We start from the raw sequence: 25,036 nt of genomic DNA, 5'->3' as shown, positions 1-25,036 counted from the left end.
AGGCGTCAGTAGCCTTCGCTGCCTGGCAGGGAGAAGATATAGCCTTCCCCGCGCACGGTGCGCAAAAATTTCGGGTTCGCCGGATCGTCCTCGATCTTCTTTCTCAGCCGCATGATGCGGATGTCGACGGCGCGCGAGGATTCGGGGTCCTCGGCGAAGCCGATGGCCTCCGAGATCGTGGCGCGGCTGAGCAGCCGGTTTGGCCGGGTCAGGAAGACCTCGAGCATGTCGAATTCGCTCTTGGCCATGTCGATGATGGCACCCGCGCTGCCCGTGACCAGGCGGCCGTCGAGATCGGCCTGGAACGGGCCGAAGGCGATGGTGCGGCGTGGCGGCTGGGCGGCGAGTAGCGACTGCCTGAAGCTTTCGGGCTGCGGCACGCGCCGGATGACGCTGCGGACACGCGCGAGAAGCTCGCGCAATTCATAGGGTTTGACCATGTAGTCGTCGGCGCCGATCTCGAGCCCGACGATGCGGTCGAGCGCGGTGCCTGCGGCGGTGGCGTAGATGATGCCGATGGGCATCCTGGAGCGCAGCCAGCGGCCGAGCGACAGACCGTCTTCGCCGGGCATGGCGATATCGAGAATGGCAAGCTGGAACTGTTCGGTTTCGACCAGCGCGCGCATGGCAGCTGCGCTTTCGACGGCGGTCACGTCAAAGCCGTTCGCGCCGAGATACTCGGCCACGGCATCCCTCAGGTCGGGCTCATCTTCGACGATGACAATCCGAGCGCGCAGTTTAGTCTCGCCTCCGCTATCGGCGGAAAGTAGATTGGGTATAAACATGATGTCCAGTGATCATTTGGCGTGGGCAGTTGCTAACGGCGTTGTGCCTCGTTAGGGGCGGATAGAGGCTTCGGACGTCCAGACTGGGGATCCATCCCCGGCCAAGCGCGTCCCGCGGCATCTTCTTGCCCCTGGGAGCGGCGACAAGACCGGCCCGGCAGGCAATGGTCGCGACGACACTGTTGCTGCGGGATGGAACATGGCTGGAAGATCGGTCGTAGCACTTGTTGCCATAGCGGAGGTCGTTGCCTCCGACCTGACCGATCATCTCGACCGGCGTGGCCATGACGTGCGCACGGCGCGTCGGCTGTGGGAAGCCGAGTCGCTGCTTTCGGCCAAAGGCATCGACGTGGTTGTCGTGGGCGATGGCCTGACGCCATCGCAGGGCCGCGACCTGCTGCGCGCCTTTGGCGGCGAGGGCGGACCCGACTTCATCCTGATCTGCCGGCCGACCGAACTGGTCGACAAGGTGCTGGCGCTGGAACTCGGCGCCGCCGATGTGGTGGAGAGCCCTCTCAATGTCAGAGAGCTCGCCGCGCGCATCGGCGGCCTCCTGGCGCGCCGGGGACGCGGCACCCAGGAATTGGTGGTGCTGGAGAATTCGACCGTCGACCTGCGGTCGGCGCTGGTGATGCATCGTTCCGGCGAGGAGGAGCAACTGTCGCCAGGCCAGATCGCCCTGCTCAAGCTGTTCCTGTCGCAGCCGCGGAAAGTGCTGACCCGCGACGACATCATGGCTGCGGCGCCGGCCGAGAGCGCCGATGCCTTCGACCGGTCGATCGACTCGCGCATCGTGCGGCTGCGCCGCAAACTCGATACGGAAAGCATCACCACCATCCGCGGATCGGGCTACAGGTTCGATCCGCCGACAAAAGCGGCCGGCCAGGAGGCCGGCTCTGCTCCAACCGAAAATCCGAGCTGACGTCGCTGCGGCGACCAAGATTTCAGCGCGCCGGCGCGGCTGCGGCCGGTACGGCCGTTTCGACGATGGGCATCGTTTCGGCGTGGGCCCTGTCCTTCAGGAGCACGCTCGCCACTGCGGCAAAGCCTAGAAGCCCCTGGGTGTAGAGAAGTGCCGAAAGCACGGATGCGACGAATTTGTTTTTCATGGTCGTGGGTTCCGTTTTCGTCCCAGGGGTTATTGGTGCCGGCCTGCAATCAACCGAATACCCGCGCCGCCTGACCTGCCGTGGACGGCGCGGGTATCCTGTCCTCGCCGCGAGTGACGCGCGAGGTTCTGCTCACCCAGGCCAGGCACCCACGCCCATGGACCCGGCCGATGTGCAGAGTTGCGACGAACAATGCTGTTGCGAAGGCAAGAATGGCGTGGGCTGCCGGCGCCATGTCCTGCACCGGCAGCAAATCCGCTGCCATGGCGTTGCCCGGGTCGGCCAGAATTCCAATCCCCGACAGTATCGCCGTAGCGACGCCCACCCGCAGGAACCATCTTGCTGTCGACCGTTTCGCGCCCATCCTACTTTCGCAACGTTCGTTTCGTCGGGAGTGAATTTGGCGGGCGGCTGTATCGGGAAGATGCCGCCGGATGGGTCCGGTATGGCTTCAATTGTTGCAATGCTGTTGCGGATCCCTGCCGTGGCGGCCTCCTTTTCATCGGCCGTGGGTTGAGGGAGGCGCGTCACGCCGTAGACCAGTGGCTTTCAGGGCCGTTCGCCTGCCAGTTTCCGGTAGCGGTTCGATCAGATTCTGAAACCGCGTGTATAAATCATGAAACACAATCGAAACGAGAAGCAAGCTCAAACGAAATATTAACGAAACACGGAGCGCGCATAACGCTGCCCATCAGTTCAACGTCCGGCGCGGCCGGCAGATGGAGCAAGACATGCAGTTCGTCCTTTCCACCCGGTTCATCAACATCACGGCCGTCGCCATGACGGGCGCCGCACTTCTTCTTGGAGCCGGGCAGGGTGCTGCGCAGGCGGCCAGCAAGATCGTCGCCCGAGTGTCGATCGGCGAACAGCGGATGCATGTCATGATCGACGGGCGGACGACCTTCGTCTGGAAGGTCTCCACCGGCGGCAAGGGCTATGTCACGCCGAAGGGTTCCTACAAGCCGACACGCATGCACGAGATGTGGTACTCGCGAAAATACGACAACGCGCCGATGCCGCACTCGGTGTTCTTCAACGGCGGCTATGCCGTGCATGCCACCAACCAGATCAACCGCCTCGGCCGGCCGGCGTCGCATGGCTGCGTGCGCCTGCATCCTGACCATGCCGAGGATTTCTACGAGTTGGTCGAGGCCTTCGGCCCGTCGAACACGAGCATCCAGATCGTCAAGTAGGCTCGCCGGCTATCCGGCTGGAGCTTCAAAGCCCGCCCAGGATCGGCCGTTGCGCGGTTCCCGGGTGGGCTTTTTGCTGCGCCGACTGTTCGGAAACCGATAGTTGCACGGCAGTGCACAATTTTCCCATGAGATATGCGGCGTCGCCGGATACATGTCCGCCATAGGTAAGAAAAACAAAGGATTTCAAGCAAGTCGTATCGATTTGCACGCCTGTGCAAAAAAATGGATAATCCGGATTGACACGGACGTACCGCGGATGGAATGAATATGCCAACAGGCACAGCGATGTGCCGTCCTGCCCGGAGAAGGGCGGGCGCGCCTGAAGCAAGGGCGGCGAGGAGCGCCGGACATAGTCCGGCCGAGCCCAGCCATAGGCGCCCAGTGGAGGAGAATGCATGTTCGTGCCATCGCATGAAGGCCTGGCTCTGCGTCCGATGGACTGCGGCCGCGGCCATGGTTCCGGCCAGGCCGGCATCAGGAGGGGGGCTTCGTGAGCGGCCCTGCCCAGACATCGGCTCAAACATCGGCCAAGCCTGCGACCATGGCGCGCAACTCCGGCACATCGCGGCTTGCCGCGCCGACGCGAGGCCAGCGCCTGCGCTACCGGATGAAGGTGGCTCTGCGCGAGCCGACGACGATCATCGGCGTTTTGGCCGCGGCGCTGTTTGCCTATCTCATCGTCGTGCCGATCATCTCGATGCTGTCCGACGCGATGCGGGTGCAGTTTGGCGACGAGCGCCGCATCAAGCAGGATGTCGGCGAACTCACCTGGTACTATATCGACCGCGTCTTCCTGTCGCGCATCTCGCACGACCTGTTCTGGGAGCCGCTGGTCAACACGCTGAGCGTGGCGGCGGGGGCCATCACGCTGTCGATGCTGGTCGGCGGCACGCTCGCCTGGCTGCTCAGCCGTACCGATATGTTCGGCCGCCGCTGGTTCGCCACGGCCCTCATCGTGCCCTACATGCTGCCGGCCTGGACGTTTGCGCTGGCCTGGACGACCTTGTTCAAGAACCGCACCGTCGGCGGCCAGCCCGGCTGGTTGGAATCCATAGGTTTTTCGCCGCCGGACTGGCTGTCCTACGGCCAGCTGCCGGTGACCATCATCCTGGCCCTGCACTACTCGCCCTTCGTCATCCTGTTGTTCGGCAACGCGCTGCGCCGCTTCGACTCGCAGCTCGAGGACTCGGCCCGCATCCTCGGGGCCAACAGGCTGACGGTGGCGAGCAAGATCATCATGCCGCTGATGCGCCCGTCGCTGATGTCGGCGATGGTGCTGATCTTCGCCAAGTGCCTCGGCGAGTTCGGCGTGCCCTACGTGCTTGGCCTGCCGGTCAATTTCGACGTGCTGGCAACTTCGCTCTACCAGAACATCTCATCGCGCCAGGTCGGCGTCGGTGCGGTGCTGGCCGGCGCGATCATGCTGATCGGCATCATCACCATCACCATCGACGCCCGGCTGATGCGGGAAGCGCGCCGCTTCGTGACCATCGGCTCGAAGGGCTCGATGAACCGGCTCAGCCCGCTCGGAATCCTGCGCATGCCGGCGACCGGCTTCGCCGCGCTGATGTTCGTGCTCAGCGTCGGCCTGCCGATCGGAACGCTTTTCCTGTCGACGATCATGCGGGTGCCGGGCCAGTTCAATCTCGACAATTTCACGCTCGACTACTGGATCGGCACCAACCTCAACACAGTGGCGCTGCAGACCGGCATCCTGCTGAGCCCCGACCTGTGGAACGCGGCGTGGAACAGCCTGCGCATCGTCGGCGTGGCCTCGGTCACATCGGGCATCTTCGGGTTGCTGGTCGGTTATGTCGTGGCGCGTACCCCGGTGAAGCCGCTCGGCACCTTCCTGCGCCAGGTGACGTTCCTGCCCTATCTGGTGCCGGGCATCGCCTTTGCGGCTGCCTATCTCTCGCTTTTTGCCGTGCCGCGCGGGCCGATCCCGGCGCTCTACGGCACGACGCTGATCCTGATGCTGGCGCTGATCGCCGACCAGATGCCCTATGCCTCGCGCGCCGGCATCGCGGCGATGACGCAGCTCGGCAAGGATCCCGAGGAGGCGGCGCAGATCGCCGGCGCCGGCTGGTTCCGCCGCATGACCTCGATCGTCATCCCGATCCAGAAAGGGTCGCTGACGACGGGCATCCTGCTGCCCTTCATCTCGGGCATCAAGGGCCTCAGCCTGTTCGTCGTGCTGGCCGTGCCGTCGACCGACGTGCTGACCACCTATTCGCTGCGGCTCGTCGACTACCACTACACGCAGGCCGCCAACGCCGTCGTGCTCATCATCGCCGGCCTCGCCTATTTCGGCGCGCTGCTCGGCCAGAAGCTGACCAAGACCAATCTCGCGCAAGGACTGGGGAACTGACATGCCGAAGATCAACCTGAGCGGCGTCGAGAAGAACTACGGCGGCAACTCGGCCAATGCGGTGGCCGACCTCGACCTCGAAATTGGCGACGGCGAATTCATGTGCCTGTTGGGGCCCTCCGGCTGCGGAAAGACCACGACGTTGCGCATGATCGCCGGGCTGGAGCACCTGACGGCAGGCGAGATCCGCGTCGGGCCCCGCGTCGTCGACTCGGTCGTCGAGGGCGTGTTCGTGCCGCCGGAACGGCGCGAGATGGGGCTGGTGTTCCAGAGCTATGCACTGTGGCCGCATCTGACCATCGAGCGCAACACCGACTTCGGCCTGCGTCTGCGCAAAATGCCCAAGGCCGAGCGCGAGGCGCGCGTCGACCAGGTAATGAAGACGCTCGGCATCGAGAAGTACCGCGACCGCTACCCGTCGCAGCTGTCGGGCGGCCAGCAGCAACGCGTGGCGCTGGCCCGCATGCTGGCGGTCAATCCGGAGGTGCTGCTGCTCGACGAGCCGCTGTCCAATCTCGATGCGGCACTTCGGCTCGAGATGCGCGCCGAGCTCAAGCGCCTGCACGCCGAGTTCAAGACGACGATCGTGTTCGTGACACACGACCAGTGGGAAGCGATGACGCTCGCCACCACCATCGCCGTCATGAGCGAGGGCCAACTGCAGCAGGTCGGCACGCCCAACGACATCTACGACCGCCCGGCCAACCGCTTCGTGGCGCAGTTCGTCGGCAACCCGCCGATCAATATCGTCGAACTCGGCGATGCAAAGTCGGAGGTGTCGCGCCTGGCCAATGCCTATCTCGGCTCGCACTTCGCCGACCTACGGGATGCGGGTTCGATCGGCATCCGGCCGGAAGCGATCCGCCTTGCGGACGACGAGCGCGGCGTGTCGGAAGGGGCGCTGTCGGGCAAAGCCGAGGTGACCGGCATCCTGCCCACCGGCGGCAGCTGGATCATCGAGCTGACCGCCGCCGGCGAAAAGCTGTTCTTGACCACGCACCAATCGCCTGAGGTCGAGGTCGGCGAGGCCGTGACCTGGTGGGTCAAGCCCAAGGCGCTGCATGTCTTCGACACGGCCGGCCAGCGCGTGGAGGCGGCAGACAGGCTGATGCGGCCGGCCAAGCTGCATTGAGAGGTTCGGCGGGCGGTGGAGGACCGTCCGCCGGGAATGAAGCAGGACTATCGGGAAACAAGACAGCCGGCATGGCGCCGGCCCGACAGAGGGAGGAAAAGATGAGCAGACATTTCGATGTGAAACGGCTCCTTGCTGCGACGGCGCTGGGCGTTGTTGCCGGCCTGTTTGCAGGTGCTGCGCAGGCCGAGGAGAAGTTCGACCTCAACGCGCTGATCGAGGCGGCGAAGAAGGAGCCGCCGATCAATGTCTATTCCAGCACCGGCAAGATCGTGAAGCAGGCCGAGAACTTCACCAAGAAGTACGGCGTGCAGGCGACCGGCACCAAGGCCAATGCCGCAGCCCAGTTGGAGATGGTGATCCGCGAGGGCCAGGCCAAGAACGTCCAGGGCGACGTGATCCAGATCAGCGACGTGCCGGCGGGCGTGGCGCAACTGGTGCCGCAGGGCTTCGTCGACAGCTGGCTGCCGCCGGACCTCGCCGACAAGATCCCGGCGCAGTACCAGAACCCGCTGACCGTCTCCAACGAGGCCAACGTCTTTGCCTATAACACCCAGCTCAACGAAAGCTGCCCGGTCAAGAACATCTGGGAGCTGACGGAAGCCAAGTGGAAGGGCAAGCTCGCCATGCAGGACCCGCTGAACAAGGCGTCCTATGTCGACTGGTTCAACCAGATGGCGACCAATGCCGACGACAAGGTGGCTGCGGCCTACAAGGAATATTTCGGCAAGGATCTGGTGACCGACGAGGAGGGCGCTACCGCGGCCTGGGTCAAGGCGCTGGCTGCCAACGGCCCGCTGTTGACCGACGCCGATGAAGGAGCTGCGCAGGCTGTCGGCGCACCCGACCAGAAGGAACAGTTCATCGGGCTGATCAGCTCGGCCAAGTTCCGCAACAACCAGGACGTCGGCTCCAAGCTCGGCCTGTGCACCGGGCTCAAACCCTTCGCCGGCTGGATGTATCCAAGCCTCGGCTTCATCGCCAAGGGCACCGACAGCCCGAACGCTTCCAAGCTGTTCATCCACTACCTGATGACCGAGGAAGGCATCGCGCCGCAGGCGGCCGACGGCAAGATGTCGACCAACAGCGACGCCAAGCTGCCTGACGACGAGCCCTCCGGCATCGGCAAGGCGCTGGACCAGATATTCCCCTACGACTCGGCGTCGGCCCAGGGCGACTGGGACGCGCGCCAGGATTGGCAGGACCTGTGGCGCATCAACTACAAGAAATAGTGCTTGCGATTGCCGCGCCCGGCGTTCGGCCGGGCGCGTTTCAGCCGGATTTTTCGGGAGGAAACAATGAAGCCGGCATTTGAAACGAGCAGGAAAGTTGCACTGGCGACGACGGCGCTGGCCGGGATGATGGCAGCTAGCGTGATGGCGTCGGCTCCGGCGCGGGCCGAGGCCTTCGACCTCAACGCGCTGGTCGAGGCGGCGAAGAAGGAAGCGCCGATCAACATCTACGACAGCACCGGCAAGATCGTCGAAATGGCCGAGAACTTCACCGCCAAATACGGGGTGAAGGCGACCGGCATCAAGGTGTCGGCGAGCGCGCAGCTGGAGATGATCGTGCGCGAGGGCCAGGCCAAGAACGTCAAGGGCGACGTGGTGCTGATCACCGATGCGCCAGCAGGCCTTGCGCAACTGCTGCCGCAGAAATTCGTCGAGAGCTATCTGCCGCCGGACATGGCCGACAAGATCCCGGCCAAGTTCCAGGACCCGCTGGCGATCACCACCAATGCCAGCGTCTGGGCCTACAACACGGAAGTCCATGACGCCTGCCCGGTGAAGAACATCTGGGAGCTCACCGACCCCAAGTGGAAGGGCAAGGTCGCCTTCTACGATCCATTGTCAAAGGGCACCTATCCCGACTGGTTCAACCAGACGGCGACGCATGACGACGACAAGATGAAGGCCGCCTACAAGGCGCATTTCGGCAAGGATATCGACGTCGGCGAGGACAGCGCCACGGCCGCCTGGGTGAAGGCGTTTGCCGGCAATGCCCCCCTGCTTTCCGACTCCGACGATGCGATATCGGAAAGCGTGGGCGCGCCGGGCCAGAAGGAGCCGTTCTTCGGACTGATGAGCTCGGCCAAGTTCCGCGACAACGCCGACAAGGGCTTCAAGCTCGGCCTGTGCGAGGGGCTGGAGCCATGGCCGGGCTGGACTTACGTCAAGCTCGGGCTGATCGCCACCGGCACCAAGAGCCCGAACGCGGCCAAGCTGTTCATCCACTACATCCTGACCGAAGAAGGCATCGCGCCGCAGGTGAAGGACGGCAAGCTGCCGACCAACCCTGATATCGGGCTGCCTGCCGACGAGCCCTCGGGCATCGGCAAGGTGCTGGACAGGTTGCAGCAATACGACGCCTCGACGGCACTCGAAGACTGGGATGCGCGCCAGGATTGGCAGGACCTCTGGCGCCTCGCCTACAAGAAATAGCTTCCCGGTGGCTAGGGACGGGGCCCTTCTCCTTCGGCTCCGTCCCGCTTTTTTCCACTGGCAAATGGAGATTTTGATGATGTCGAAAAGTTTGGGGCGAAAGCTCGCGCCACCCAGGGTACTGCTGCTCGATTTCGGTGGCGTGATCGTGTCGACGGCGCATCTGCCGGGCTGGCAGGCGCGGCTGGCCGGGCACGTGCGCGGCCTGCTCGACAAGGCCGGCTTGGCGGCGCCCGAACTTTCGGCCGAGCAGATCGCCGATGACATCAAGGCAGGTGGCGTGGCCGACTCGCATTGGAAGAATGCGATGTCGCGGCCGTTGGCACCGCGCGAACTGCGGCACGAGGAGTTCTGGGGAGATTTCGTTGCCGGCGACTGGCCGCAACAGGCGCGGGACGTTGTCGTCGCCGAGGCCTACGATCTCTGCTGCAAGATGGGCAACTGGAAGAGTGAGCGCGTCCTGCGCAGCGGCATGCTCGACCTGCTCGATGCGGCGGACGCGGCCGGCGTGCCGGTGGGCATCGTCAGTAATGCGTTGTGCGGCAAGGTGCATGTCGACTTCCTCGACGCCCACGGGCTGACCGCGCGGTTCGCCACGGTCGTCCACAGCGACGAGGTGAAGGTGCGCAAGCCCAACCCGGAAATGATCTGGCTGGCGACGCGGGCGCTTGGCATCGAGCCGTCCGAGGCCTGGTATGTCGGCGACAATTTTGACCGCGACGTGCTGTGCGGCAAGCGTGCCGGCATCGGCGGCAACATCCTGATGGAAGACAAGGGAACTTACGATCTGCCCTACGAGCTGAAGCTCAAGCCGGACGCCATCGTGGCCGATCCGGCCGGGCTGCTCGCTCTGTTCCATGAAGCCACGCGCGGGATTGCGGCATGACCGAAATCGACGAATCGAGGCGCATGCGGGCGGTCGCCGAACAGGCATCGCAGCTGATGCGCGCGCCGCTTTTGGCGGCATTTCGCTCCAACATGGCGGTCGACTACAAGGTCGACCTGCACGACGTGGTGACCAGGCACGACAAGGAAGCGGAGGTGGCGATCCGCGCCTTCATCCTCGGTGAGGTGCCCGACTCCGTCGTGGTCGGCGAGGAGGCCGGCGAGAGCGGTGTGGGCCGGGTGCGCTGGTATGTCGATCCGATCGACGGCACCTCGAATTTCGCCCGCGGATTTGCCTTCTGGTGCGTTTCGGTCGGGGTTGCGATCGATGGCGAGATCGTCGCCGGCGCGGTCTACGACCCTGTCGCCGGCATGCTGTTTTCGGCCGATCTTTCCGGCGCCTGGCTGAACGGCGAGCCGCTGCAATCGCGCGCCATAGCCGACGAACGCCATGCAACGCTGATCACCGGCTATCCGGTGGCGCGCGACCTCAGGCTCGACGGACGCGAACAGGCGCTGGCGAATTTCGGCGTGCTGGCCGAGACGTTTTCGACATTGCGCCGGCCAGGCAGCGGGGCGCTCAGCCTCTGCCATGTCGCAGCGGGCTGGGTAGATGCCTCCGCCGGGTTCGGCTCCAACCCATGGGATGTGGCGGCGGCGGTTCTCATTCTCAAACAGGCTGGGGGCAGTTATCACCCCCTGACCCTCGGCAAGGTGGGCGCCGGCGTGCCTGATTTCATGTGCCCGGGCTATGTCGCGCTCGGCGACGGCGCCGACTATCCGACACTGATGCGGGTGGCTCGCGAAATCTCTGATGGCCGCGAGGCCGCGAAGGCCGCCAGGCCGAAACTTTCGATGGCGGGAAGCGTGGCATGAGCGTGTCCGGCACGGCTGTGCATCGGCGGTCACGTTGCTATCCCATGATCTTCCGTGCATCGGCAAAACATTATTCATCCTGCGGCGTTGACGAATTTGCACACGTGTGCAATCTGACCCCGGAACTCACCAATGAGCATTGACATGACCGTTCACGCAGTTGCCCCGCAACCTGATGCCGAAGCCGAGCTGGACCGGCGTGCCGCCTTCTGCCGCGAGATCGCAAGGTCGGCAGGTGCCGTGGCGCTCGACGGCTTCAGGAACAGGACGCCGGGCTTCGGCATGAAGGGGCCGCAGGATTTCCTGACCGAGACCGATGCCGCGGTGGAGCGCCACCTCAAGGCGCGCATCGCCGAGGCGTTCCCCGAAGACGGCTTCCTTGGCGAGGAAACCGGTGGCGCGGTCAAGTCCGACGTGTGGGTCGTGGACCCGATCGACGGCACGGCAAATTTTGCCCGCGACATCCCGCATTTCTGCATCTCCATCGCCTTCGTGCGCAATGGCGAGATCGAGATCGGTGCGATCTACAATCCGGCGCTCGACGAGTTCTACTTCGCCAGGCGGGGCGAGGGCGCGACTCGCGACGGCAAGCCGATCTCGGTATCCAAGACCAGCGATTTCGACGCCGCCTGCGTCGAGTTCGGCTGGTCGAACCGCAAGACAAACAAGCGCTACCTCGAAGTGCTGTCCAACATCCTGGAGCGCGGCGCCAATGTACGGCGCGGCGCCTCCGGCGCGCTCGGCCTCGCCTATGTCGCCGACGGTCGCTCCGATGCCTATGCCGAACTTCACATGCATGCCTGGGACTGCTTGGCCGGGCTTCTGCTGGTCAAGGAAGCCGGCGGCGTGGTCGCACCGTTTCTTTCGCTCGACGGCCTGACCAAGGGCGGGGCGGTGCTGGCAGCGGCACCGGGCGTGGCACAAGGCATCAGCGAAGCAACGGGCATCAGCCTCGAAGGCGCGCGCTGACGGCCGCCGGACAACGACAAACGGAAGGCCGAACAGCCATGGACATGACCAGCCCGCGCTATGAGCGCCCGGCGCTCAGCCTGATCGAGCGCGACGTCGCCGGCTACGGCGTCGACATCTATGTCGGCGGCATGGATGGCGCGGGCGATCTCGAATTGCTCCGGCAAAAGAACATCACGATCGTGGTGAACTGCGCCGTCAATCTCGACTTCAACTATGCGACCGAGCCTTTCGGCGAAGGTGAGGCGGCGGACGCCATCTACGGTGTCGGCGCGGTGCGCTACTACAAGCTCGGCCTGATCGACGGGCACGGCAACCCCGAGACCATGATGCTGTCGGGCTTTTACCTGCTGCGCGGGGCCCTCAGCCAGGTGCTGCCGGAGAAGGCGACCTATCGCCGGCGCGAGAAGGGCAATGTGCTGGTCAACTGCCGTGGCGGCCGCAGCCGCTCGGTGTCGCTGGTCGCCCTCTTCCTGCATGTCGAGATGCCCGAGAAGTTCCCGATGCTCGACGATGCGCTCGACCATGTGCGCACCCAGCGCGAGTTGCGCCGCGACGAATGGCACGAGGCGCCCAAGCCGATGCTGGTCGAGGCCGCTCGCAAGGCGGCGCAGTGGATCGCGATGATCGACAAGGGATTGCCGACGCCGGTCTTGGTCGCCCAGGACTGACGGCGAGGCCGTTCGCAGAGAGAATGAAATGAAGATTGCCGTCATCGCCGACCCGCATTTCCACGACATCGACTATCGCCAGGGCGTGGGGCGTGGGGACCGGGTGGCGGTGCGGACGCTGGCCGACACCAACGCCTCGACGCGTGTCTTCAACGAAAGCTTCCATGCCACAAGGGCGCTGCTTGACGACATCGTCCGGCGCGGCATCTCGCTGGTCGTCGTTGCCGGCGACCTGACCGACGATGGCCAGCAGTCGACGATGGTCGCGGCGACGGCGCTGCTGGCCGACTATTCCAGGCGCTTCGGCCTGCGCTTCGTCGCGACTGCAGGCAATCACGACCTCTACGGCAGCCATGGCCGGCACCAGAGCAAGCGGTTCCTCAACGCAGACGGCTCGCACACGTTGGTGACCAGCGATCCCGCCATGGAACAGGGCGACTCCGTCGAGCGCATCGTCTCGGACGAGATGTATTGCGGTGGCTATGGCGCCGCGATCCCGGCGATGGGCGCCTATGGTTTCTTTCGCAGCGAAGGCGACCTGCACTGGGAGTGCCCGTTCGGAACCGACGACAGGCTGGAGGCGCGGGCTTTCGAGATCGTTTCGGCCGATGGCCGGACTGTGAGGCGCATGGTCGATGCCTCATTCCTGGTCGAGCCGGTGGAAGGCCTATGGCTGCTATCCATCGATGCCAATGTGTTCGAGCCGAAGGATGGCGACCTCGATCCGAGGCTGGAGAAGAGCTACCACGACAGCACCGATGCCGGCTGGAACTCGATGCCGCGCAACAAGGGTTTCGTGCTCGACTGGATGAAGGACGTTGCCGCACGCGCCAACGCAGCCGGCAAGCGGCTGATCGCATTCTCGCATTATCCGATCATCGACCCGCTCAACGGTACCTCGGCAGACGAGGCGAAGCTGCTCAACGACACCAGCTTCCTGCGCCGTACGCCGCTGCCCGAGGCGTCGAAGGTTGCAGCGGCGACTGGCATCAAGGTGCATTTCAGCGGCCACCTGCACATTAACGACACCGCCGTCTTCCGCGACGGCGACGACTGGCTGGTCAACATCGCCGTGCCGTCGATGGTCGGCTTTCCGCCGGCCTACAAGATCGTCGAGATGGACGGCGAGCGGTTGGAGGTCGAGACGGTCATCATCGCCGATGTGCCGGGACACGACGCGGCATTTCCATACTACCGCATCGAGGCGGCGCGGGAGAGAACGTCGGCCGCGGTGACGGAAGCGGGAAACCACGCAGATTTCCTGAGCCGCCATCTCGCGGAGATGGTCAGGCACCGCTACCTGCCCAAGGAATGGCCGCGGGATCTCGCGGCGCTGGTGCCGCAACTGAACCTAGGCGATCTCGATCGGCTGGCCGGCACTACGGTGCCGCTGACTTCGGGCGACGCCTTTACCTTCCTGGCCTCTGCCGGCGAACCGGACGCGCCGGACTGGCAAGGGCTGCCGCTTTTCGAAATGGTGGTCGACTGGTACAGGCTGCGCAAGGGACGCGAGGTGGCGCTCGATTTCATCGATCCGGCGCGCATCGCCGCCTATCGCCATCTGGCTGCACGGTTCGCCGCCGGAGCGTGGCCGGAGGGCTGCCTGCAGGACCGGCTGGCATCGTTCATGCGGATGATGATGGACTGGCTGGCCAGCGCGCCGTCACGCGACTTCTCGGTCGACCTTGCGACCGGCGAAGTGACCTCAAAGAATCACTTGGGCCGGACGGTTTTGCGCCAGACCGGGTCGGCGTGAAAGCAGACGCGGCCGCCTTGCGCAGGCTCGGGGTCGTCGCTGTCGAGCAGCTTGGTGATATGGTCGGCCACTTGGTCGATCGGCTGGCGGAAGGTGGTCAGTTGGTAAGACGCCCAGCCCGCCTGCTCGATGTCGTCGAAGCCGACGACGCACAGTTCGGCCGGCACGTTCATGCCGAATTCGACGCGCGCAGCATCCATGAAACCGCAGGCAAGCAGGTCGGTGACGCAGAAGGCGGCATCGGGCCGGTCCGAGCCGCTGAGCAGCAGGCGACCTGCCTCGAAGCCTGCGCCATAGCCGGTGGGCCCGGCGCGGGTGATAGTGACCGACAGGCCGGCCTCGCCGGCCGCAGCCTCGAAGGCGCGCTCGCGGGCAACCAGGCTCGGCGTGCCGGCTTGCGACGACACCACGGCGATGCGGCGGCAGCCGGCGCGATGCAGCATATGGAAGGCTTCACGGGCCGCGGCCGCATTGTCGACGGTGATGTTTTCGGGGCCGTCGAGATGGTCGTCGCGGTTGATCAGGATGACGTGCTGGCCGCTGTTGATGCAGGTGTTGATGAGCGATGCAGGCGGCGTGCCCGACAGAACCACGGTGGCGTTGGCGCGGTAGTTCAGCGTCTGGCGCAGCGCGGCATCGACGCTGTCGCTGTCACCAGAGGTGTTGATGACCATGGCGACGCGGTTGATGGCCTGCAGGCGCCGCGTGATCGCGTCGAGCAGGCGCGAATGATAGGGCGTGTTGATGTCGGCGCCGATGAGGCAGACGATGCCGCTGTCCTCGTGGATCAGGCTGCGGGCGAGGTGATTGACGTGATAGCCGAGTGTCTCGGCAGCCTCGAGCACCTTCTTGCGGGTGGTCTCGGAAACGCTGGCGCCATCGGTGAAGGTGCGGGAGACGGCCGAGCGGGAAACGCCGGCGAGTTCGGCGACCTGCTGGGCGCTTACGAATGACCTGCCCGGCTTCAGTTCGGACATCGACGGCTCCAGTTTGGGTCGGTCGTCAAACCAATTTTTGGCTTTGCACAAATGTGCAACGGCTGCACCCTGATACAATCGGATTTGACTGCCTGCAATGCTGCAACTGGAATCTTGCAGCCGCAAATGCTGCATCGGGATTCGAGCGGCCGCTCAGGCCAGCTCTGCCTCGGGCTGGACCACATCGGCGACGGTGAGGCCGCGGATCAGGGTCGAAAGCTCGGGCTCGTCGATTAGCACGGCCGCATCCGACGGCGTCAGCCAGGCGCGCTGACGTACCCCGGCTTCCTGCCACGCGTCGAGTTCCTCGGAGACGTCGATGAGATAGGCGGTGACCTCGACATGGACGAAGCTGGTCGACAGCCGCTTCCAGTAACAATAGCTGCCGGCTGGCCTTTTCAATGCCTTGCCACGTACGCCGGCTTCTTCGCGAGCCTCGATGAGCGCGGCCTGGCGGCCGCTCTTTCCCTTCATCGGCCAGCCCTTGGGGACGATGAAACGACGGGTGCCGCGCGAGGTGACAAGCATGACCTCAAGCTCGCCGGCCTCGTTCACACGGAACGGGATGGCAGCGACCTGGGCGATGATCTCGCCCTTGTTCGCCTTGCGTATGGTCTTCTTGTCCTTCGGCATTTTTGCCCGCTTGTTCCTTTGCATGTGCCGAAGCGCTGTCGGCTTTGTTTGTAACACCTCGGCCCGTTTGGGTTCATGACGCTTAAGATAGTGCAATGAACACGATTGCAAAATGCGTAAAAACCACTCACTCTGCAACAGGCCAAAACGACATCAGATCGTTAGACGGCGAAAAAGATGGAGGGAACTGCAATATGAAGACTGCCCTTTTGCGTTCGGCCGCGCTGGCCGCATTGATGATGGCCGGCGGCGCGTCGGCGCAGGCTGAAAGCCTGACGCTCTATTGCAGCGCTGACGAGGCCTGGTGCCAGCAGATCAAGACCGGCTTCGAGGAGAAGACCGGCATCACCGTCGACATGACGCGCAAGAGTTCGGGCGAGACCTATGCCCAGGTGCGTGCCGAAGCGAGCAACCCGAAGGGCGATGTGTGGTGGGGCGGCACCGGCGATCCGCATCTGCAGGCCGCCGAGGAAAACCTGACCGAAGAATATATCTCGCCGATGCGCGGCGAACTGCACGACTGGGCGATCAAGCAGGCCGAGGCCGCCGGCAACAAGACCATCGGCGTCTATTCGGGCGCGCTTGGCTTCGGCTACAACAAGGATCTTCTGGCCAAGAACGGCCTGCCCGAGCCGAAGTGCTGGGCGGATCTGACCAAGGCCGAATTCAAGGGCCAGATCCAGATCGCCAACCCGAACTCGTCGGGCACCGCCTACACGACGCTGGCGACGATGGTGCAGCTGATGGGCGAGGACAAGGGCTTCGACTACATGAAGGCCCTGCACGCCAACATCAACCAGTACACCAAGTCGGGTTCGGCGCCGATCAAGGCTGCGGGCCTCGGCGAAACCACAGTCGGCATCGTGTTCATGCACGATGCCGTGGCCCAGACGGCGGCCGGCTTCCCGATCGTCACGGTGGCACCCTGCGAGGGCACCGGCTATGAGATCGGCTCGATGTCGCTGATCAAGGGCGCCCGCAATGCCGAGGCGGCCAAGAAGTTTTACGACTGGGCTCTTTCGGCTGAGATGCAAGGCAAGGCCAAGGACGTGAAGTCGTTCCAACTGCCATCAAACAAGACGGCTGCCGTGTCCGAACTGACGCCCGACCTGTCGACGATCAAGCTGATCGACTACGACTTCAAGAAGTACGGCTCGAGCGAAGAACGCAAGCGGCTGCTTTCAAAGTGGGACACGGAAGTCTCGACGCTGCCGCAATAATAGATGCGCTCCCGCGACTTTAGCGGCGGCCTGCACCCGACCGTCATCCTTTGGGTGGCGGTCGGATTGCTCGGCTTTGCCGTGCTCCCCTGGTACGGCGTCGAAGACGGGTTCTTCGGCTTGTCCTGGCTGTTCGAGGGCTATCCCCTCGACAGTGAGTTTGCGCCCGCGCTGATCCTCAATCTCAAGGGGGAGAAGCTGTGGCTGGCACCGCTCGGCCTGCTGCTGGCTGCGCCGCTGCTTTTGTGGGGCCGCAGAAAATCCGACCCGCTGTTCGGCAGGCTGCTCGTTGCGATAGGCGCGGCGGGCTTTGCCTGGCTGCTGTTCCAGGGATTTGCCATCGGCCTGCGCGGCTGGCAGTTCGGCTGGCTGCACAGCCTGTTCGGCGATCTCGACGACCGCCAGTTCGGCATGGGCTACGGCGCGCTGCTGGTGGGGCTGGCCTTCCTGTTCCTGTTCTCGCTCGGGTTCGCGGCGCGCGGCGCGGTCGGCGGCGACGTCTTCGTGGTCTCGACCATCGCCTTCGTAGTGGCGTCGGTCGGCCTGTTCATCTTCATGCCGATCCTGCAGATGCTGGCAAATGCGCTGATCACGGAGGACGGCACCTATTCGTTGACGACCTTCCTCGGCAAGCTGTTCAGCGCGCGGCTGTGGAGCCTCGACTGCCTTGCTGGCGGCAGCCGTTGCGGAGTCGCCTGGAATTCGCTGTTCCTCGCCGTGCTCGTGGGCGTGCTGACGACCGTGCTGGGCCTCGTCTTCGCACTGATGGTGACGCGCACGGGCTTCCGCTATGGCAAGCTGCTCAGGGCGCTGACGGTGCTGCCGATCATCACGCCGCCTTTCGTCATCGGCCTCGCCATCATCCTACTGTTCGGCCTGTCGGGCGCGGTGACGCAGACGTTCTCGGAGCTGTTCGGCATCCAGCCGACGCGCTGGATCTACGGCCTACCCGGACTGCTGATCGCCCAGCTTCTGGCCTTCACGCCGATCGCCTTTTTGGTGCTGATCGGGGTGGTCGAGGGCGTCAGCCCGTCGATGGAGGAGGCGGCGCAGACGCTGCGCGCCAACCGCTGGCAGACCTTCTGGACGGTGTCGCTGCCGTTGATGCGGCCGGGCCTCGCCAACGCCTTCCTGCTCGGCTTCATCGAGAGCATGGCCGATTTCGGCAACCCGCTGGTGCTGGGCGGCAATTTCGACGTGCTGTCGACGGAGATCTTCTTTGCCATCGTCGGCGCGCAGAACGACGAGGCGCAGGCGGCGATCCTGGCGCTGGTGCTGCTCGCCTTCACGCTGCTCGCCTTTTATGCCCAACGTTTCTGGCTCGGCAAGAAGTCCTACACGACGATGTCGGGCAAGGGCGACGCCGGCGTCCACCCGGAGCTGCCCACCGGCCTGAAGCGCGCCGTCTACGGCGCTGCCGGCTTCTGGGTCGCGTTCACCATCTTCATCTATGCGACGATCTTCTATGGCAGCTTCGTCAAGCTCTGGGGCGTCGATCACAGCCTGACCTTCGCCCATTATGTGAAGGCCTTCGCGGTGGGCTGGAACGAGTTCGGCATCCACTGGAAGGGCTCGGCCTGGAGCTCGTTCTGGACGACGCTGCAGATCGCGCTGATCTCGTCGCCGCTGACGGCGGCCATCGGTCTGCTCACCGCCTATCTTCTGGTGCGGCAGAACTTTGCCGGCAAGAACGCCTTCGAGTTCGGCACCATGCTGTCCTTCGCCATTCCGGGCACGGTGATCGGCGTCAGCTACGTGATCGCCTTCAACGTGCCGCCGATCGAGCTGACCGGCACCGGCATCATCCTCGTTCTGTCCTTCATCTTCCGCAACATGCCGGTGGGCGTGCGGGCGGGCGTGGCGTCGATGTCGCAGATCGACAAGAGCCTTGACGAGTCGTCGCTGACCTTGGGTGCCAATTCATGGCAGACCTTCCGCAAGGTGGTGCTGCCCTTGCTCAGGCCCGCGATCGTTGCCGCACTGGTCTATTCCTTCGTGCGTGCGATGACGGCAATCAGCGCCATCATCTTCCTGGTCAGCGCCCGCTACGACATGTCGACGAGCTACATCGTCGGCCGCGTCGAAAACAACGAATACGGCATTGCCATTGCTTACTCGGCCGTGCTGATCGGCGTCATGCTGGTGGTGGTCGGGCTGATGCAGCTTGTGGTCGGGCGGCGCAACATCGGCCGGCGCGGGCAACATGGGGATCCGCAGTCCGGCGGCTGGCGCTCCAACGTCAGCCTGCCTGCGCGCAACCAACCGGCATTTTCTGGAGGCGGCTGATGGCTGAGATCAAGAGCAACGCCGCTTCGGTGGAGTTCCGCGAGGTCACCAAGGTCTACGGCAAAAGCCCGGTGCCGGCGGTCAACAACGTGTCGTTGTTCGTCGAGGCCGGCAAGCTGGTCACTTTGCTCGGCCCCTCCGGCTGCGGCAAGACGACGACGCTGCGCATGATTGCCGGGCTGGAGATGGCGACGCGGGGGCAGATCCTGATCGGTGGTGCCGATGTCACCCATTTGCCAGCGACAGACCGCGACGTGTCGATGGTGTTCCAGTCCTATGCGCTGTTTCCGCATATGACGGTCAACGAAAACGTCGAGTACGGGCTGAAGTTCTCTGGTTTCGCCAAGAAGGAGATCGGTGATCGCGCCCGCGCCGGGCTCGAGCTGGTCGGTCTCTCAGGTTACGGTAGCCGCTTGCCGAGCGAGCTGTCCGGCGGCCAGCAGCAGCGCGTGGCCGTGGCGCGGGCGCTGGTGCTCGAGCCGCAGGTACTCTTGTTCGACGAACCGCTGTCCAATCTCGACGCCAAGCTGAGGCGCCGGGTGCGCGAGGAGATCCGCGACATCCAGACCAAGCTCGGGCTGACGGTGGTCTATGTCACCCACGACCAGGAGGAGGCGCTGGCCGTCTCCGATCGCATCATCGTCATGAACAATGCCGTCATCGCCCAGGACGGCACGCCGCGCGAACTCTACGACGCGCCGGCGGATGCCTTCGTCGCCGACTTCATCGGCGAGGCCAACATCTTCGACTGCGAGATTTCAGCGGTGGCGGACGGCATGGCGAGCGTGCGGCTGGGTGGGTTGGAGACCGAGCTTGACGCGCGCGGCATGGCGCCGGGGCCTGCCAAGCTCGCCGTGCGGCCGAGCCGCATCGAGATCAAGCCGGCAGGCAGCCCGCGCACGATTCCCGGCCGGCTGGACAAGGTGACCTATGTCGGCTCCGACCTGGAGTTCATGGTCGGCACAGAGTTCGGCGAGGTGTTCGCCGTGTCGTCAGATGTCGATGCGCCGTTCGTGCCTGGGCAGGAGGTTGGCATCGGCTTTGCCGCGCGCGGACCGGTGCTGATCAGGGGTTAGGGATCTCTGGCTTGATTGGGCTATCCGAACCGTTTCAGTGTGAAGGGCACGGCATGGATCCTAGGGTCTTCGCACGTCTCTACGCTCCTGCTTCGCCCTAGGATGACGAACTCTACGCGACAGTTCCGCCAATCTCCGAAGTCTGCGAATAGACGAGCGGCAAGCATCCAGACATCGTCATCCACGGGCGGAGCAGGAGCGAAGCGAACTGCGCAGCCCCCAGGATCCATGCCGTTACAAAGCCACTGCTGATCCGGTCCAAGTTGTTTCGGCTAAGCGGCGAAGCACCTAAACGAAACTCTGCGCTGCCGCCGCGACGGCGACGTAGCGCGTCAGCTTGGCGATGCTGACGAGAGAAAGAAAACTCCACAGCGGCTCCTTCAGCGTGCCGGCGATCAGCGTCAGCGGGTCGCCGATGATCGGCACCCAGGAGAGCAGCAGCGACCAGCGGCCATAGCGGCGATACCAGCTTTCGGCGCGCGCAAGCGTTGCCGGGCTGGCCGGAAACCAGCGGCGGTCCTTGAAGCGCTCGACCTGGCGGCCGAGCACCCAGTTGACCAGCGATCCCAGCACATTGCCGATGGTTGCGACGGCAATCAGCAAGGCAAGCGAATGGCCGCCATTGAGGATCAGCCCGGCGAGCACGGCCTCGGACTGCGCCGGCAACAGCGTCGCGGCCGCTAAGGCCGCGACGAAGAGGCCGCCATAGGCGGCGAGGCCGGTCATGCTGCGGTCCTGCCCGGCAGCTTACTGGGTCGCCCTGCCGGAAAGGCCGTCGATGATCGGGCAATCGGGCCGTTCATCGCCGTGGCAGTTATGGACGAGGTGGCGCAGCGTGTTGCGCAACTCGGTCAGTTCGGCGAGCTTGCGGTCGATCTCGACCAGCTTGATCTCGGCGATGGCCTTGACGTCGGCGCTCTCGCGCTCCTTGTCGCCATAGAGCGACAGCAGCTGTCGGCATTCCTCGACCGAAAAGCCGAGGCTGCGCGAGCGCTGCAGGAAGCGCAGGCGGTGCACGTCCGACATCGAATAGTCGCGATAGCCATTGCCGGCGCGATCGGGACGCAGCAGGCCGATGTCCTCGTAGTAGCGGATGGTCTTGGCCGGCAGGCCCGACTTTTCCGAAGCAGTACCAATGTTCATCTTTCACTCCTTGAGCGATCTTCGAATGATATAAGGCTTCCAGTAACTGGAAGTTCAAGGGGCTGGCGAAAACGTGATGCAGGCCGGCGCGCGTAGCGCCGGCCTGCTGTTCAAATCAATCGTCGTAGGCCATCGAGGTCATCATGCCACCGGCCATGTGGTAGAGATGGTGGCAGTGCAGCGCCCACTTGCCGGCGTTGTCGGCGTCGAAGGCGATGGTCACCATGCCCATGTTGGCCGGCACCAGAACCGTGTCGCGCATCGCACCGGCAAAGCGTTTTCCGTTGACCGCGACCACCTGGAAGAGATGACCGTGCAGGTGCATCGGGTGCGACATGGTGGTGTGGTTCATGAAGGTCAGCTCGAAGCGGTCGCCGCTCTTCACCGCCAACGGCTTGTCCTGGCCATGCATGGCGCCGTCGAGCGTCCAGACATAGTTGGGTCCTTCGCCCAGCATCATGGTGTGCTGGCGCGTCGCGCTCTTGTCGACGAGGGGCTTGGCCGCCCGCAGCTTCTGTTCGAGCTCTATGCCGACGGCTGGGAAGTCCTCGTCGGCCATGTCGGCCAGCTTGCCGACCGACGCGCCCTTGGCGGCGAGCACCACGCCGGTGCGCATGCGTCCACCCTCCTGCACGGCGAAAACGGGCCAGGCCGAAGCTTCCTTCGGCAGCTCGAGCGCGATGTCGAGGCGCTGCGCCACGGCGAACTCGAAGCGCGAGCCTTCGACCGGTTCCACCGGCATGCCGTCGACGGCGATCAGCCTGCCCGTGAGCTTGCCGAGGTCGAGCCACATGTTGGTGCTGGCAGCACCGTTGATGAGGCGCAGCCGCACGCGCCCGCCCGGCTCGACGGGGAACACTTCGGGGTCGTCGAGGGTACGGTCATTGGCGAGCAGGGCATCATACTGCACGTCCTGCAGGTGAGACATGCCATCCATCTGGCCGCCCATCTGCATGCCGCTCATTTGTCCGCCACCCATCGCCATGCCCGGCATGTTGTGGCCTTCATGGCCGCCTGCTGCCGGGGCGGGTGCAGGCGCCATAGCGCCCATGTCGTGGCCACCGGCCTGTAGCTCGGCCAGGATCTCCCGGGGATCGCGGAAGGTGAAGTCGTGGAACAGCACCACGACCTCCTGCATGTCCTGGCCTGCCTCGGCCGGATCGAGCACGATCAGCGGAGCAGCAAGCATCAACTGCTCCTGCAACCCGAAATGCGAGTGCATCCAGAAGGTGCCGGCGCGGGCCACGGGGAAGTCGTAATCGTGGCTGCCGCCGTCGGGGATAGGCTCCTGCGAGATGCCTGCGACGCCGTCCTGCTGCCAGGGCGGGGTGAGACCGTGCCAGTGGATGACGGTCGGCTCGCCGATGAGGTTCTTCAGCGTGACGCGGAAGTTCTCGCCGGCATTCATGACAAGGCCAGAGCTGCCATCGGCCTGGGTGAGGCCGAAGACGTTGGCCGCCTTGCCCTTGACCTCGATGACGCGCTTGCCTGCCGCGATGACCTTGTGCCCGTCGGCGCGTGCCGGGCGGGTGGGAAGCAGGAGAGAGGGAACCGCAGCAACTGAAAGCGTGGCGGCGGATGCCGTCAGAAACCTGCGGCGTGAAAGGGTTTTCATTTTCTATAGTCTCCAAAAACTGAAAGAGTTCCGGCTCTTGGGCGAGCCGGATCTGGCGCGTTGCAGCGCCTGTCAGTTCAGGCGACGGATGGTGGCCGGGGGTGAGGCGAGGCTATTGCCCCGTAAAGGGGTTCGGTCGTCGCGGGAGGCGGCGAGATGGTTGCCAGGTCGGGGAAGACTGTGGGCAGGGGCAGCGGCGCGCAATAGCTGCACGACGCCACACATTGAGCAAGGCAGGCATTGCCATCGACGTCCTGCAAATTGTCGCTGCAACAGGCGCCGTCGGCTGCCTTGGCGTGATGCGACATCGTCTGGGTGGCGTGCGGCTGGTGCTGGCTGCTGGCCGGGTGGGCAGAGGCTGCCTGCCCGAGTGCGAGGAAGAAGAGGAGCAGCAGCGGCAGCATCAGGCGCAGGGCGTTCGATGCCCTGGGCCTGCCATACGCCATCACGACAGCACGCGCGCCAGCCTGCCCGCGCTGGCCAGCGCGCCCGGGGTGGTTCGTCATGTGCCGCATTGAATGCATGTCCTATCAATGGGTACTGGACTCGCCTTGGTCAAGCGGCGTTGTTGTCGCTTTCCTCAGGCGTGAAGAAGACGTCGGCGTGAATGTCGGCTGCCAAAACCCCGCTTGCGCCTAGAACGGCCATGGCCGCGTCGACCATGGCCGGCGGGCCGGCGACATAGGCCTTGGCACCGGCAAGGTCGCGGTGATCTTGCGCGAGCGCGTCTGAAACGTAGCCGCTGCGGCGACCATCCGAGGCATCCTGCGAAAGCACCGGTACAAAATTCAGGTTGGGGAACCTCTGCGCCAGCGCCCGGAAATACGCGATCAAATAGAGGTCACGCTCGGCGCGGGCGCCGAAATAGAGATGGACAGGCGCGTCGAAGCCGCCATGTAGCGCCGTCTCGACGATCGACTTGATCGGCGCGAGGCCGCTGCCGCCGGCAAGCGCTACGATCGGGCCGGCGTGGGCTTCGCGCAGGTAGGCGGAGCCGGCCGGACCCTCGATCCGCACCTTGTCGCCCGCTGTGAGTGACGCATGGATCAGCCCGCTGGTGCGGCCGCCTGGCACAGCCCTGATGTGCAGTTCGATGAGCTCTTCGCTGGCGCGATTGGCCATTGAATATTGCCTGGGCGGCGCGCCGGGAACGGTCAGTGTCAGATATTGCCCGGCGGCGAAGCGGAAGGCCGCGCGATCGGAAAGCCGCAGGCTGAGAGCAAGGATGTCATGGGTCATGCGCTCGACGGCGACGACTTCGGCGTCCTGGGTCACGGCGGGCCTTGCGACAAAGGCTTGGTCCAGCCATTCGACGGTGACGTCAGCTGTCGGCACCGACCGGCAGGCGAGAATCAGGCCATTGGCCCGATCCTCCTTCGTAAGGGCGAAAGGCGAATGCTTGCCGAGTTCGACAGCGCCGGTGATCAGGCGCGACTTGCAGGCGCCGCAGCGGCCGGAGCGGCACCCATGCGGATAGGGAACGCCGGCCTCGAGTGCCGCCAGCAGGATCGTCTGGGCTTCGCCAACGGGGATACGTCGGCCGGGCTGGGGCAGGGTAAGGTAGGTCATGGTCATGCCGCTCGGGTCAGGTCCAGCAGCGCTTCGATCTCGGCGCGCTGGGTTGGGAAGGTGCCGAAGAAGACGTGCTTGTCGTCGATGATGGTGATCGGAGCGACGCGCACGCCGGTGCGGCGCTTGGCCTCGTCGGCGATGGCGGGGTCGCGCAGGTCGCGCTCGACGAAGGGGAGCTTCTGGGCATTCAGCCAGCGCTTCAGCGCCAGGCAGTCGGGGCAGGTGGGCGTGGTGAAGATCTCGATCCAGGGAGCGTTGGGCATGGCGGCCTCGCATGAGCAGACGTGGTGATGAGGGGAGGAGCGGCCTGCTGGGAAAGCAGG

The 25,036-nt window shown here is 64.6% G+C and carries 25 protein-coding genes; 15 read left to right on the top strand and 10 right to left on the bottom strand.

Annotated features, from left to right (window positions below; translation table 11 throughout):
* Positions 1 to 5 precede the first annotated feature (5 nt).
* Positions 6 to 785 carry a response regulator gene (locus WHT83_RS01185; RefSeq protein ID WP_318763598.1) on the bottom strand — a complete coding sequence of 260 codons (780 nt, stop codon included), beginning with the start codon at positions 783 to 785 and terminating at the stop codon, positions 6 to 8.
* A 199-nt stretch (positions 786 to 984) separates the two neighbouring features.
* Here WHT83_RS01185 and WHT83_RS01180 point away from each other — a divergent pair, with 199 nt between their 5' ends.
* Positions 985 to 1,707 carry a response regulator transcription factor gene (locus WHT83_RS01180; protein ID WP_183262545.1) on the top strand — a complete coding sequence of 241 codons (723 nt, stop codon included), beginning with the start codon at positions 985 to 987 and terminating at the stop codon, positions 1,705 to 1,707.
* 22 nt (positions 1,708 to 1,729) lie between these two features.
* Here WHT83_RS01180 and WHT83_RS01175 read toward each other — a convergent pair whose 3' ends face one another.
* Together WHT83_RS01175 and WHT83_RS01170 are read right to left on the bottom strand one after the other, a co-directional pair.
* Complete coding sequence (locus WHT83_RS01175; protein WP_199914574.1) at positions 1,730 to 1,894, bottom strand: hypothetical protein; 165 nt, start codon at positions 1,892 to 1,894, stop codon at positions 1,730 to 1,732.
* A 49-nt stretch (positions 1,895 to 1,943) separates the two neighbouring features.
* Positions 1,944 to 2,258, bottom strand: a complete 315-nt coding sequence (locus WHT83_RS01170; protein ID WP_318763601.1) for a hypothetical protein — start codon at positions 2,256 to 2,258, stop codon at positions 1,944 to 1,946.
* Positions 2,259 to 2,625: 367 nt separating this feature from the next.
* Here WHT83_RS01170 and WHT83_RS01165 point away from each other — a divergent pair, with 367 nt between their 5' ends.
* The 10 genes from WHT83_RS01165 to WHT83_RS01120 all read left to right on the top strand — a co-directional run bounded on the left by WHT83_RS01165 (position 2,626) and on the right by WHT83_RS01120 (position 14,191).
* Entirely contained in the window at positions 2,626 to 3,087 is a 462-nt protein-coding gene (locus WHT83_RS01165) for a L,D-transpeptidase (RefSeq protein WP_406872742.1), read from the top strand.
* Between the two features lie 544 nt (positions 3,088 to 3,631).
* The gene (locus WHT83_RS01160; protein WP_406873908.1) at positions 3,632 to 5,461 is read left to right on the top strand and encodes an ABC transporter permease; all 1,830 of its coding nucleotides are present in this window, start codon (positions 3,632 to 3,634) and stop codon (positions 5,459 to 5,461) included.
* Between the two features lies 1 nt (position 5,462).
* The gene (locus tag WHT83_RS01155) at positions 5,463 to 6,593 is read left to right on the top strand and encodes an ABC transporter ATP-binding protein (protein WP_406872741.1); all 1,131 of its coding nucleotides are present in this window, start codon (positions 5,463 to 5,465) and stop codon (positions 6,591 to 6,593) included.
* 101 nt (positions 6,594 to 6,694) lie between these two features.
* Entirely contained in the window at positions 6,695 to 7,825 is a 1,131-nt protein-coding gene (locus WHT83_RS01150) for an ABC transporter substrate-binding protein (RefSeq protein ID WP_406872740.1), read from the top strand.
* 66 nt (positions 7,826 to 7,891) lie between these two features.
* On the top strand, positions 7,892 to 9,034 hold the full coding sequence (locus WHT83_RS01145) for an ABC transporter substrate-binding protein (protein WP_406872739.1): 1,143 nt from the start codon (positions 7,892 to 7,894) through the stop codon (positions 9,032 to 9,034).
* Positions 9,035 to 9,110: 76 nt separating this feature from the next.
* On the top strand, positions 9,111 to 9,920 hold the full coding sequence (locus tag WHT83_RS01140; RefSeq protein WP_406872738.1) for an HAD family hydrolase: 810 nt from the start codon (positions 9,111 to 9,113) through the stop codon (positions 9,918 to 9,920).
* The gene (locus tag WHT83_RS01135) at positions 9,917 to 10,795 is read left to right on the top strand and encodes an inositol monophosphatase family protein (RefSeq protein WP_406872737.1); all 879 of its coding nucleotides are present in this window, start codon (positions 9,917 to 9,919) and stop codon (positions 10,793 to 10,795) included. The genes WHT83_RS01140 and WHT83_RS01135 overlap by 4 nt, the downstream gene beginning before the upstream one ends.
* Positions 10,796 to 10,927: 132 nt before the next feature.
* On the top strand, positions 10,928 to 11,764 hold the full coding sequence (locus tag WHT83_RS01130) for an inositol monophosphatase family protein (protein WP_406872736.1): 837 nt from the start codon (positions 10,928 to 10,930) through the stop codon (positions 11,762 to 11,764).
* A 38-nt stretch (positions 11,765 to 11,802) separates the two neighbouring features.
* Entirely contained in the window at positions 11,803 to 12,435 is a 633-nt protein-coding gene (locus WHT83_RS01125) for a dual specificity protein phosphatase family protein (RefSeq protein ID WP_406872735.1), read from the top strand.
* 28 nt (positions 12,436 to 12,463) lie between these two features.
* Positions 12,464 to 14,191 (top strand): metallophosphoesterase family protein, encoded by a 1,728-nt coding sequence (locus WHT83_RS01120; protein ID WP_406872734.1) that lies wholly within the window; start codon positions 12,464 to 12,466, stop codon positions 14,189 to 14,191.
* On the opposite strand, the gene WHT83_RS01115 is transcribed toward WHT83_RS01120, so the two are convergent.
* Together WHT83_RS01115 and WHT83_RS01110 are read right to left on the bottom strand one after the other, a co-directional pair.
* Complete coding sequence (locus WHT83_RS01115) at positions 14,149 to 15,168, bottom strand: substrate-binding domain-containing protein (RefSeq protein ID WP_108606710.1); 1,020 nt, start codon at positions 15,166 to 15,168, stop codon at positions 14,149 to 14,151. The two genes, WHT83_RS01120 and WHT83_RS01115, sit on opposite strands and share 43 nt — an antisense overlap.
* 153 nt (positions 15,169 to 15,321) lie before the next feature.
* A complete protein-coding gene (locus WHT83_RS01110; RefSeq protein WP_406872733.1) occupies positions 15,322 to 15,801 on the bottom strand; it encodes an NUDIX hydrolase in 480 nt (159 codons plus the stop codon).
* Positions 15,802 to 15,995: 194 nt separating this feature from the next.
* Between WHT83_RS01110 and WHT83_RS01105 the strand changes: the two genes are divergently transcribed.
* The 3 genes from WHT83_RS01105 to WHT83_RS01095 are packed head-to-tail and all read left to right on the top strand — an operon-like array spanning position 15,996 to position 20,383.
* A complete protein-coding gene (locus tag WHT83_RS01105; RefSeq protein WP_108606712.1) occupies positions 15,996 to 17,021 on the top strand; it encodes an ABC transporter substrate-binding protein in 1,026 nt (341 codons plus the stop codon).
* Between the two features lie 3 nt (positions 17,022 to 17,024).
* Positions 17,025 to 19,307 carry an ABC transporter permease gene (locus tag WHT83_RS01100; protein WP_406872732.1) on the top strand — a complete coding sequence of 761 codons (2,283 nt, stop codon included), beginning with the start codon at positions 17,025 to 17,027 and terminating at the stop codon, positions 19,305 to 19,307.
* On the top strand, positions 19,307 to 20,383 hold the full coding sequence (locus tag WHT83_RS01095; RefSeq protein ID WP_406872731.1) for an ABC transporter ATP-binding protein: 1,077 nt from the start codon (positions 19,307 to 19,309) through the stop codon (positions 20,381 to 20,383). The genes WHT83_RS01100 and WHT83_RS01095 overlap by 1 nt, the downstream gene beginning before the upstream one ends.
* A 288-nt stretch (positions 20,384 to 20,671) precedes the next feature.
* Here the strand turns inward: WHT83_RS01095 and WHT83_RS01090 are convergent, their stop codons facing one another.
* The 3 genes from WHT83_RS01090 to WHT83_RS01080 form a co-directional block, all read right to left on the bottom strand.
* Entirely contained in the window at positions 20,672 to 21,109 is a 438-nt protein-coding gene (locus WHT83_RS01090) for a YqaA family protein (RefSeq protein WP_406872730.1), read from the bottom strand.
* A 21-nt stretch (positions 21,110 to 21,130) separates the two neighbouring features.
* On the bottom strand, positions 21,131 to 21,526 hold the full coding sequence (gene cueR, locus WHT83_RS01085) for a Cu(I)-responsive transcriptional regulator (RefSeq protein WP_406872729.1): 396 nt from the start codon (positions 21,524 to 21,526) through the stop codon (positions 21,131 to 21,133).
* A gap of 115 nt (positions 21,527 to 21,641) precedes the next feature.
* Complete coding sequence (locus tag WHT83_RS01080) at positions 21,642 to 23,141, bottom strand: multicopper oxidase family protein (protein WP_406872728.1); 1,500 nt, start codon at positions 23,139 to 23,141, stop codon at positions 21,642 to 21,644.
* 224 nt (positions 23,142 to 23,365) lie between these two features.
* Between WHT83_RS01080 and WHT83_RS01075 the strand changes: the two genes are divergently transcribed.
* Entirely contained in the window at positions 23,366 to 23,659 is a 294-nt protein-coding gene (locus tag WHT83_RS01075; RefSeq protein WP_406872727.1) for a hypothetical protein, read from the top strand.
* A gap of 37 nt (positions 23,660 to 23,696) precedes the next feature.
* Here the strand turns inward: WHT83_RS01075 and WHT83_RS01070 are convergent, their stop codons facing one another.
* Both WHT83_RS01070 and WHT83_RS01065 read right to left on the bottom strand, forming a co-directional pair.
* Entirely contained in the window at positions 23,697 to 24,710 is a 1,014-nt protein-coding gene (locus WHT83_RS01070) for a 2Fe-2S iron-sulfur cluster-binding protein (protein WP_406872726.1), read from the bottom strand.
* 2 nt (positions 24,711 to 24,712) lie between these two features.
* Positions 24,713 to 24,976, bottom strand: coding sequence for a glutaredoxin (locus WHT83_RS01065; RefSeq protein WP_183262533.1), 264 nt, complete (start codon positions 24,974 to 24,976; stop codon positions 24,713 to 24,715).
* Positions 24,977 to 25,036 lie beyond the last annotated feature (60 nt).

Source organism: Aminobacter sp. P9b (assembly GCF_045345995.1).
Classification (GTDB): Bacteria; Pseudomonadota; Alphaproteobacteria; order Rhizobiales; family Rhizobiaceae; genus Aminobacter; species Aminobacter niigataensis.
This window is presented reverse-complemented; position numbering and strand designations above follow the sequence as displayed.

Bases quoted from the DNA above. Each gene is read 5' to 3' on its own strand.
- WHT83_RS01185 (WP_318763598.1), bottom strand. From the start codon at position 785: ATGTTTATACCCAATCTACTTTCCGCCGATAGCGGAGGCGAGACTAAA.
- WHT83_RS01180 (WP_183262545.1), top strand. From the start codon at position 985: ATGGCTGGAAGATCGGTCGTAGCACTTGTTGCCATAGCGGAGGTCGTT.
- WHT83_RS01175 (WP_199914574.1), bottom strand. From the start codon at position 1,894: ATGAAAAACAAATTCGTCGCATCCGTGCTTTCGGCACTTCTCTACACC.
- WHT83_RS01170 (WP_318763601.1), bottom strand. From the start codon at position 2,258: ATGGGCGCGAAACGGTCGACAGCAAGATGGTTCCTGCGGGTGGGCGTC.
- WHT83_RS01165 (WP_406872742.1), top strand. From the start codon at position 2,626: ATGCAGTTCGTCCTTTCCACCCGGTTCATCAACATCACGGCCGTCGCC.
- WHT83_RS01160 (WP_406873908.1), top strand. From the start codon at position 3,632: ATGGCGCGCAACTCCGGCACATCGCGGCTTGCCGCGCCGACGCGAGGC.
- WHT83_RS01155 (WP_406872741.1), top strand. From the start codon at position 5,463: ATGCCGAAGATCAACCTGAGCGGCGTCGAGAAGAACTACGGCGGCAAC.
- WHT83_RS01150 (WP_406872740.1), top strand. From the start codon at position 6,695: ATGAGCAGACATTTCGATGTGAAACGGCTCCTTGCTGCGACGGCGCTG.
- WHT83_RS01145 (WP_406872739.1), top strand. From the start codon at position 7,892: ATGAAGCCGGCATTTGAAACGAGCAGGAAAGTTGCACTGGCGACGACG.
- WHT83_RS01140 (WP_406872738.1), top strand. From the start codon at position 9,111: ATGATGTCGAAAAGTTTGGGGCGAAAGCTCGCGCCACCCAGGGTACTG.
- WHT83_RS01135 (WP_406872737.1), top strand. From the start codon at position 9,917: ATGACCGAAATCGACGAATCGAGGCGCATGCGGGCGGTCGCCGAACAG.
- WHT83_RS01130 (WP_406872736.1), top strand. From the start codon at position 10,928: ATGAGCATTGACATGACCGTTCACGCAGTTGCCCCGCAACCTGATGCC.
- WHT83_RS01125 (WP_406872735.1), top strand. From the start codon at position 11,803: ATGGACATGACCAGCCCGCGCTATGAGCGCCCGGCGCTCAGCCTGATC.
- WHT83_RS01120 (WP_406872734.1), top strand. From the start codon at position 12,464: ATGAAGATTGCCGTCATCGCCGACCCGCATTTCCACGACATCGACTAT.
- WHT83_RS01115 (WP_108606710.1), bottom strand. From the start codon at position 15,168: ATGTCCGAACTGAAGCCGGGCAGGTCATTCGTAAGCGCCCAGCAGGTC.
- WHT83_RS01110 (WP_406872733.1), bottom strand. From the start codon at position 15,801: ATGCCGAAGGACAAGAAGACCATACGCAAGGCGAACAAGGGCGAGATC.
- WHT83_RS01105 (WP_108606712.1), top strand. From the start codon at position 15,996: ATGAAGACTGCCCTTTTGCGTTCGGCCGCGCTGGCCGCATTGATGATG.
- WHT83_RS01100 (WP_406872732.1), top strand. From the start codon at position 17,025: ATGCGCTCCCGCGACTTTAGCGGCGGCCTGCACCCGACCGTCATCCTT.
- WHT83_RS01095 (WP_406872731.1), top strand. From the start codon at position 19,307: ATGGCTGAGATCAAGAGCAACGCCGCTTCGGTGGAGTTCCGCGAGGTC.
- WHT83_RS01090 (WP_406872730.1), bottom strand. From the start codon at position 21,109: ATGACCGGCCTCGCCGCCTATGGCGGCCTCTTCGTCGCGGCCTTAGCG.
- cueR (WP_406872729.1), bottom strand. From the start codon at position 21,526: ATGAACATTGGTACTGCTTCGGAAAAGTCGGGCCTGCCGGCCAAGACC.
- WHT83_RS01080 (WP_406872728.1), bottom strand. From the start codon at position 23,141: ATGAAAACCCTTTCACGCCGCAGGTTTCTGACGGCATCCGCCGCCACG.
- WHT83_RS01070 (WP_406872726.1), bottom strand. From the start codon at position 24,710: ATGACCTACCTTACCCTGCCCCAGCCCGGCCGACGTATCCCCGTTGGC.
- WHT83_RS01065 (WP_183262533.1), bottom strand. From the start codon at position 24,976: ATGCCCAACGCTCCCTGGATCGAGATCTTCACCACGCCCACCTGCCCC.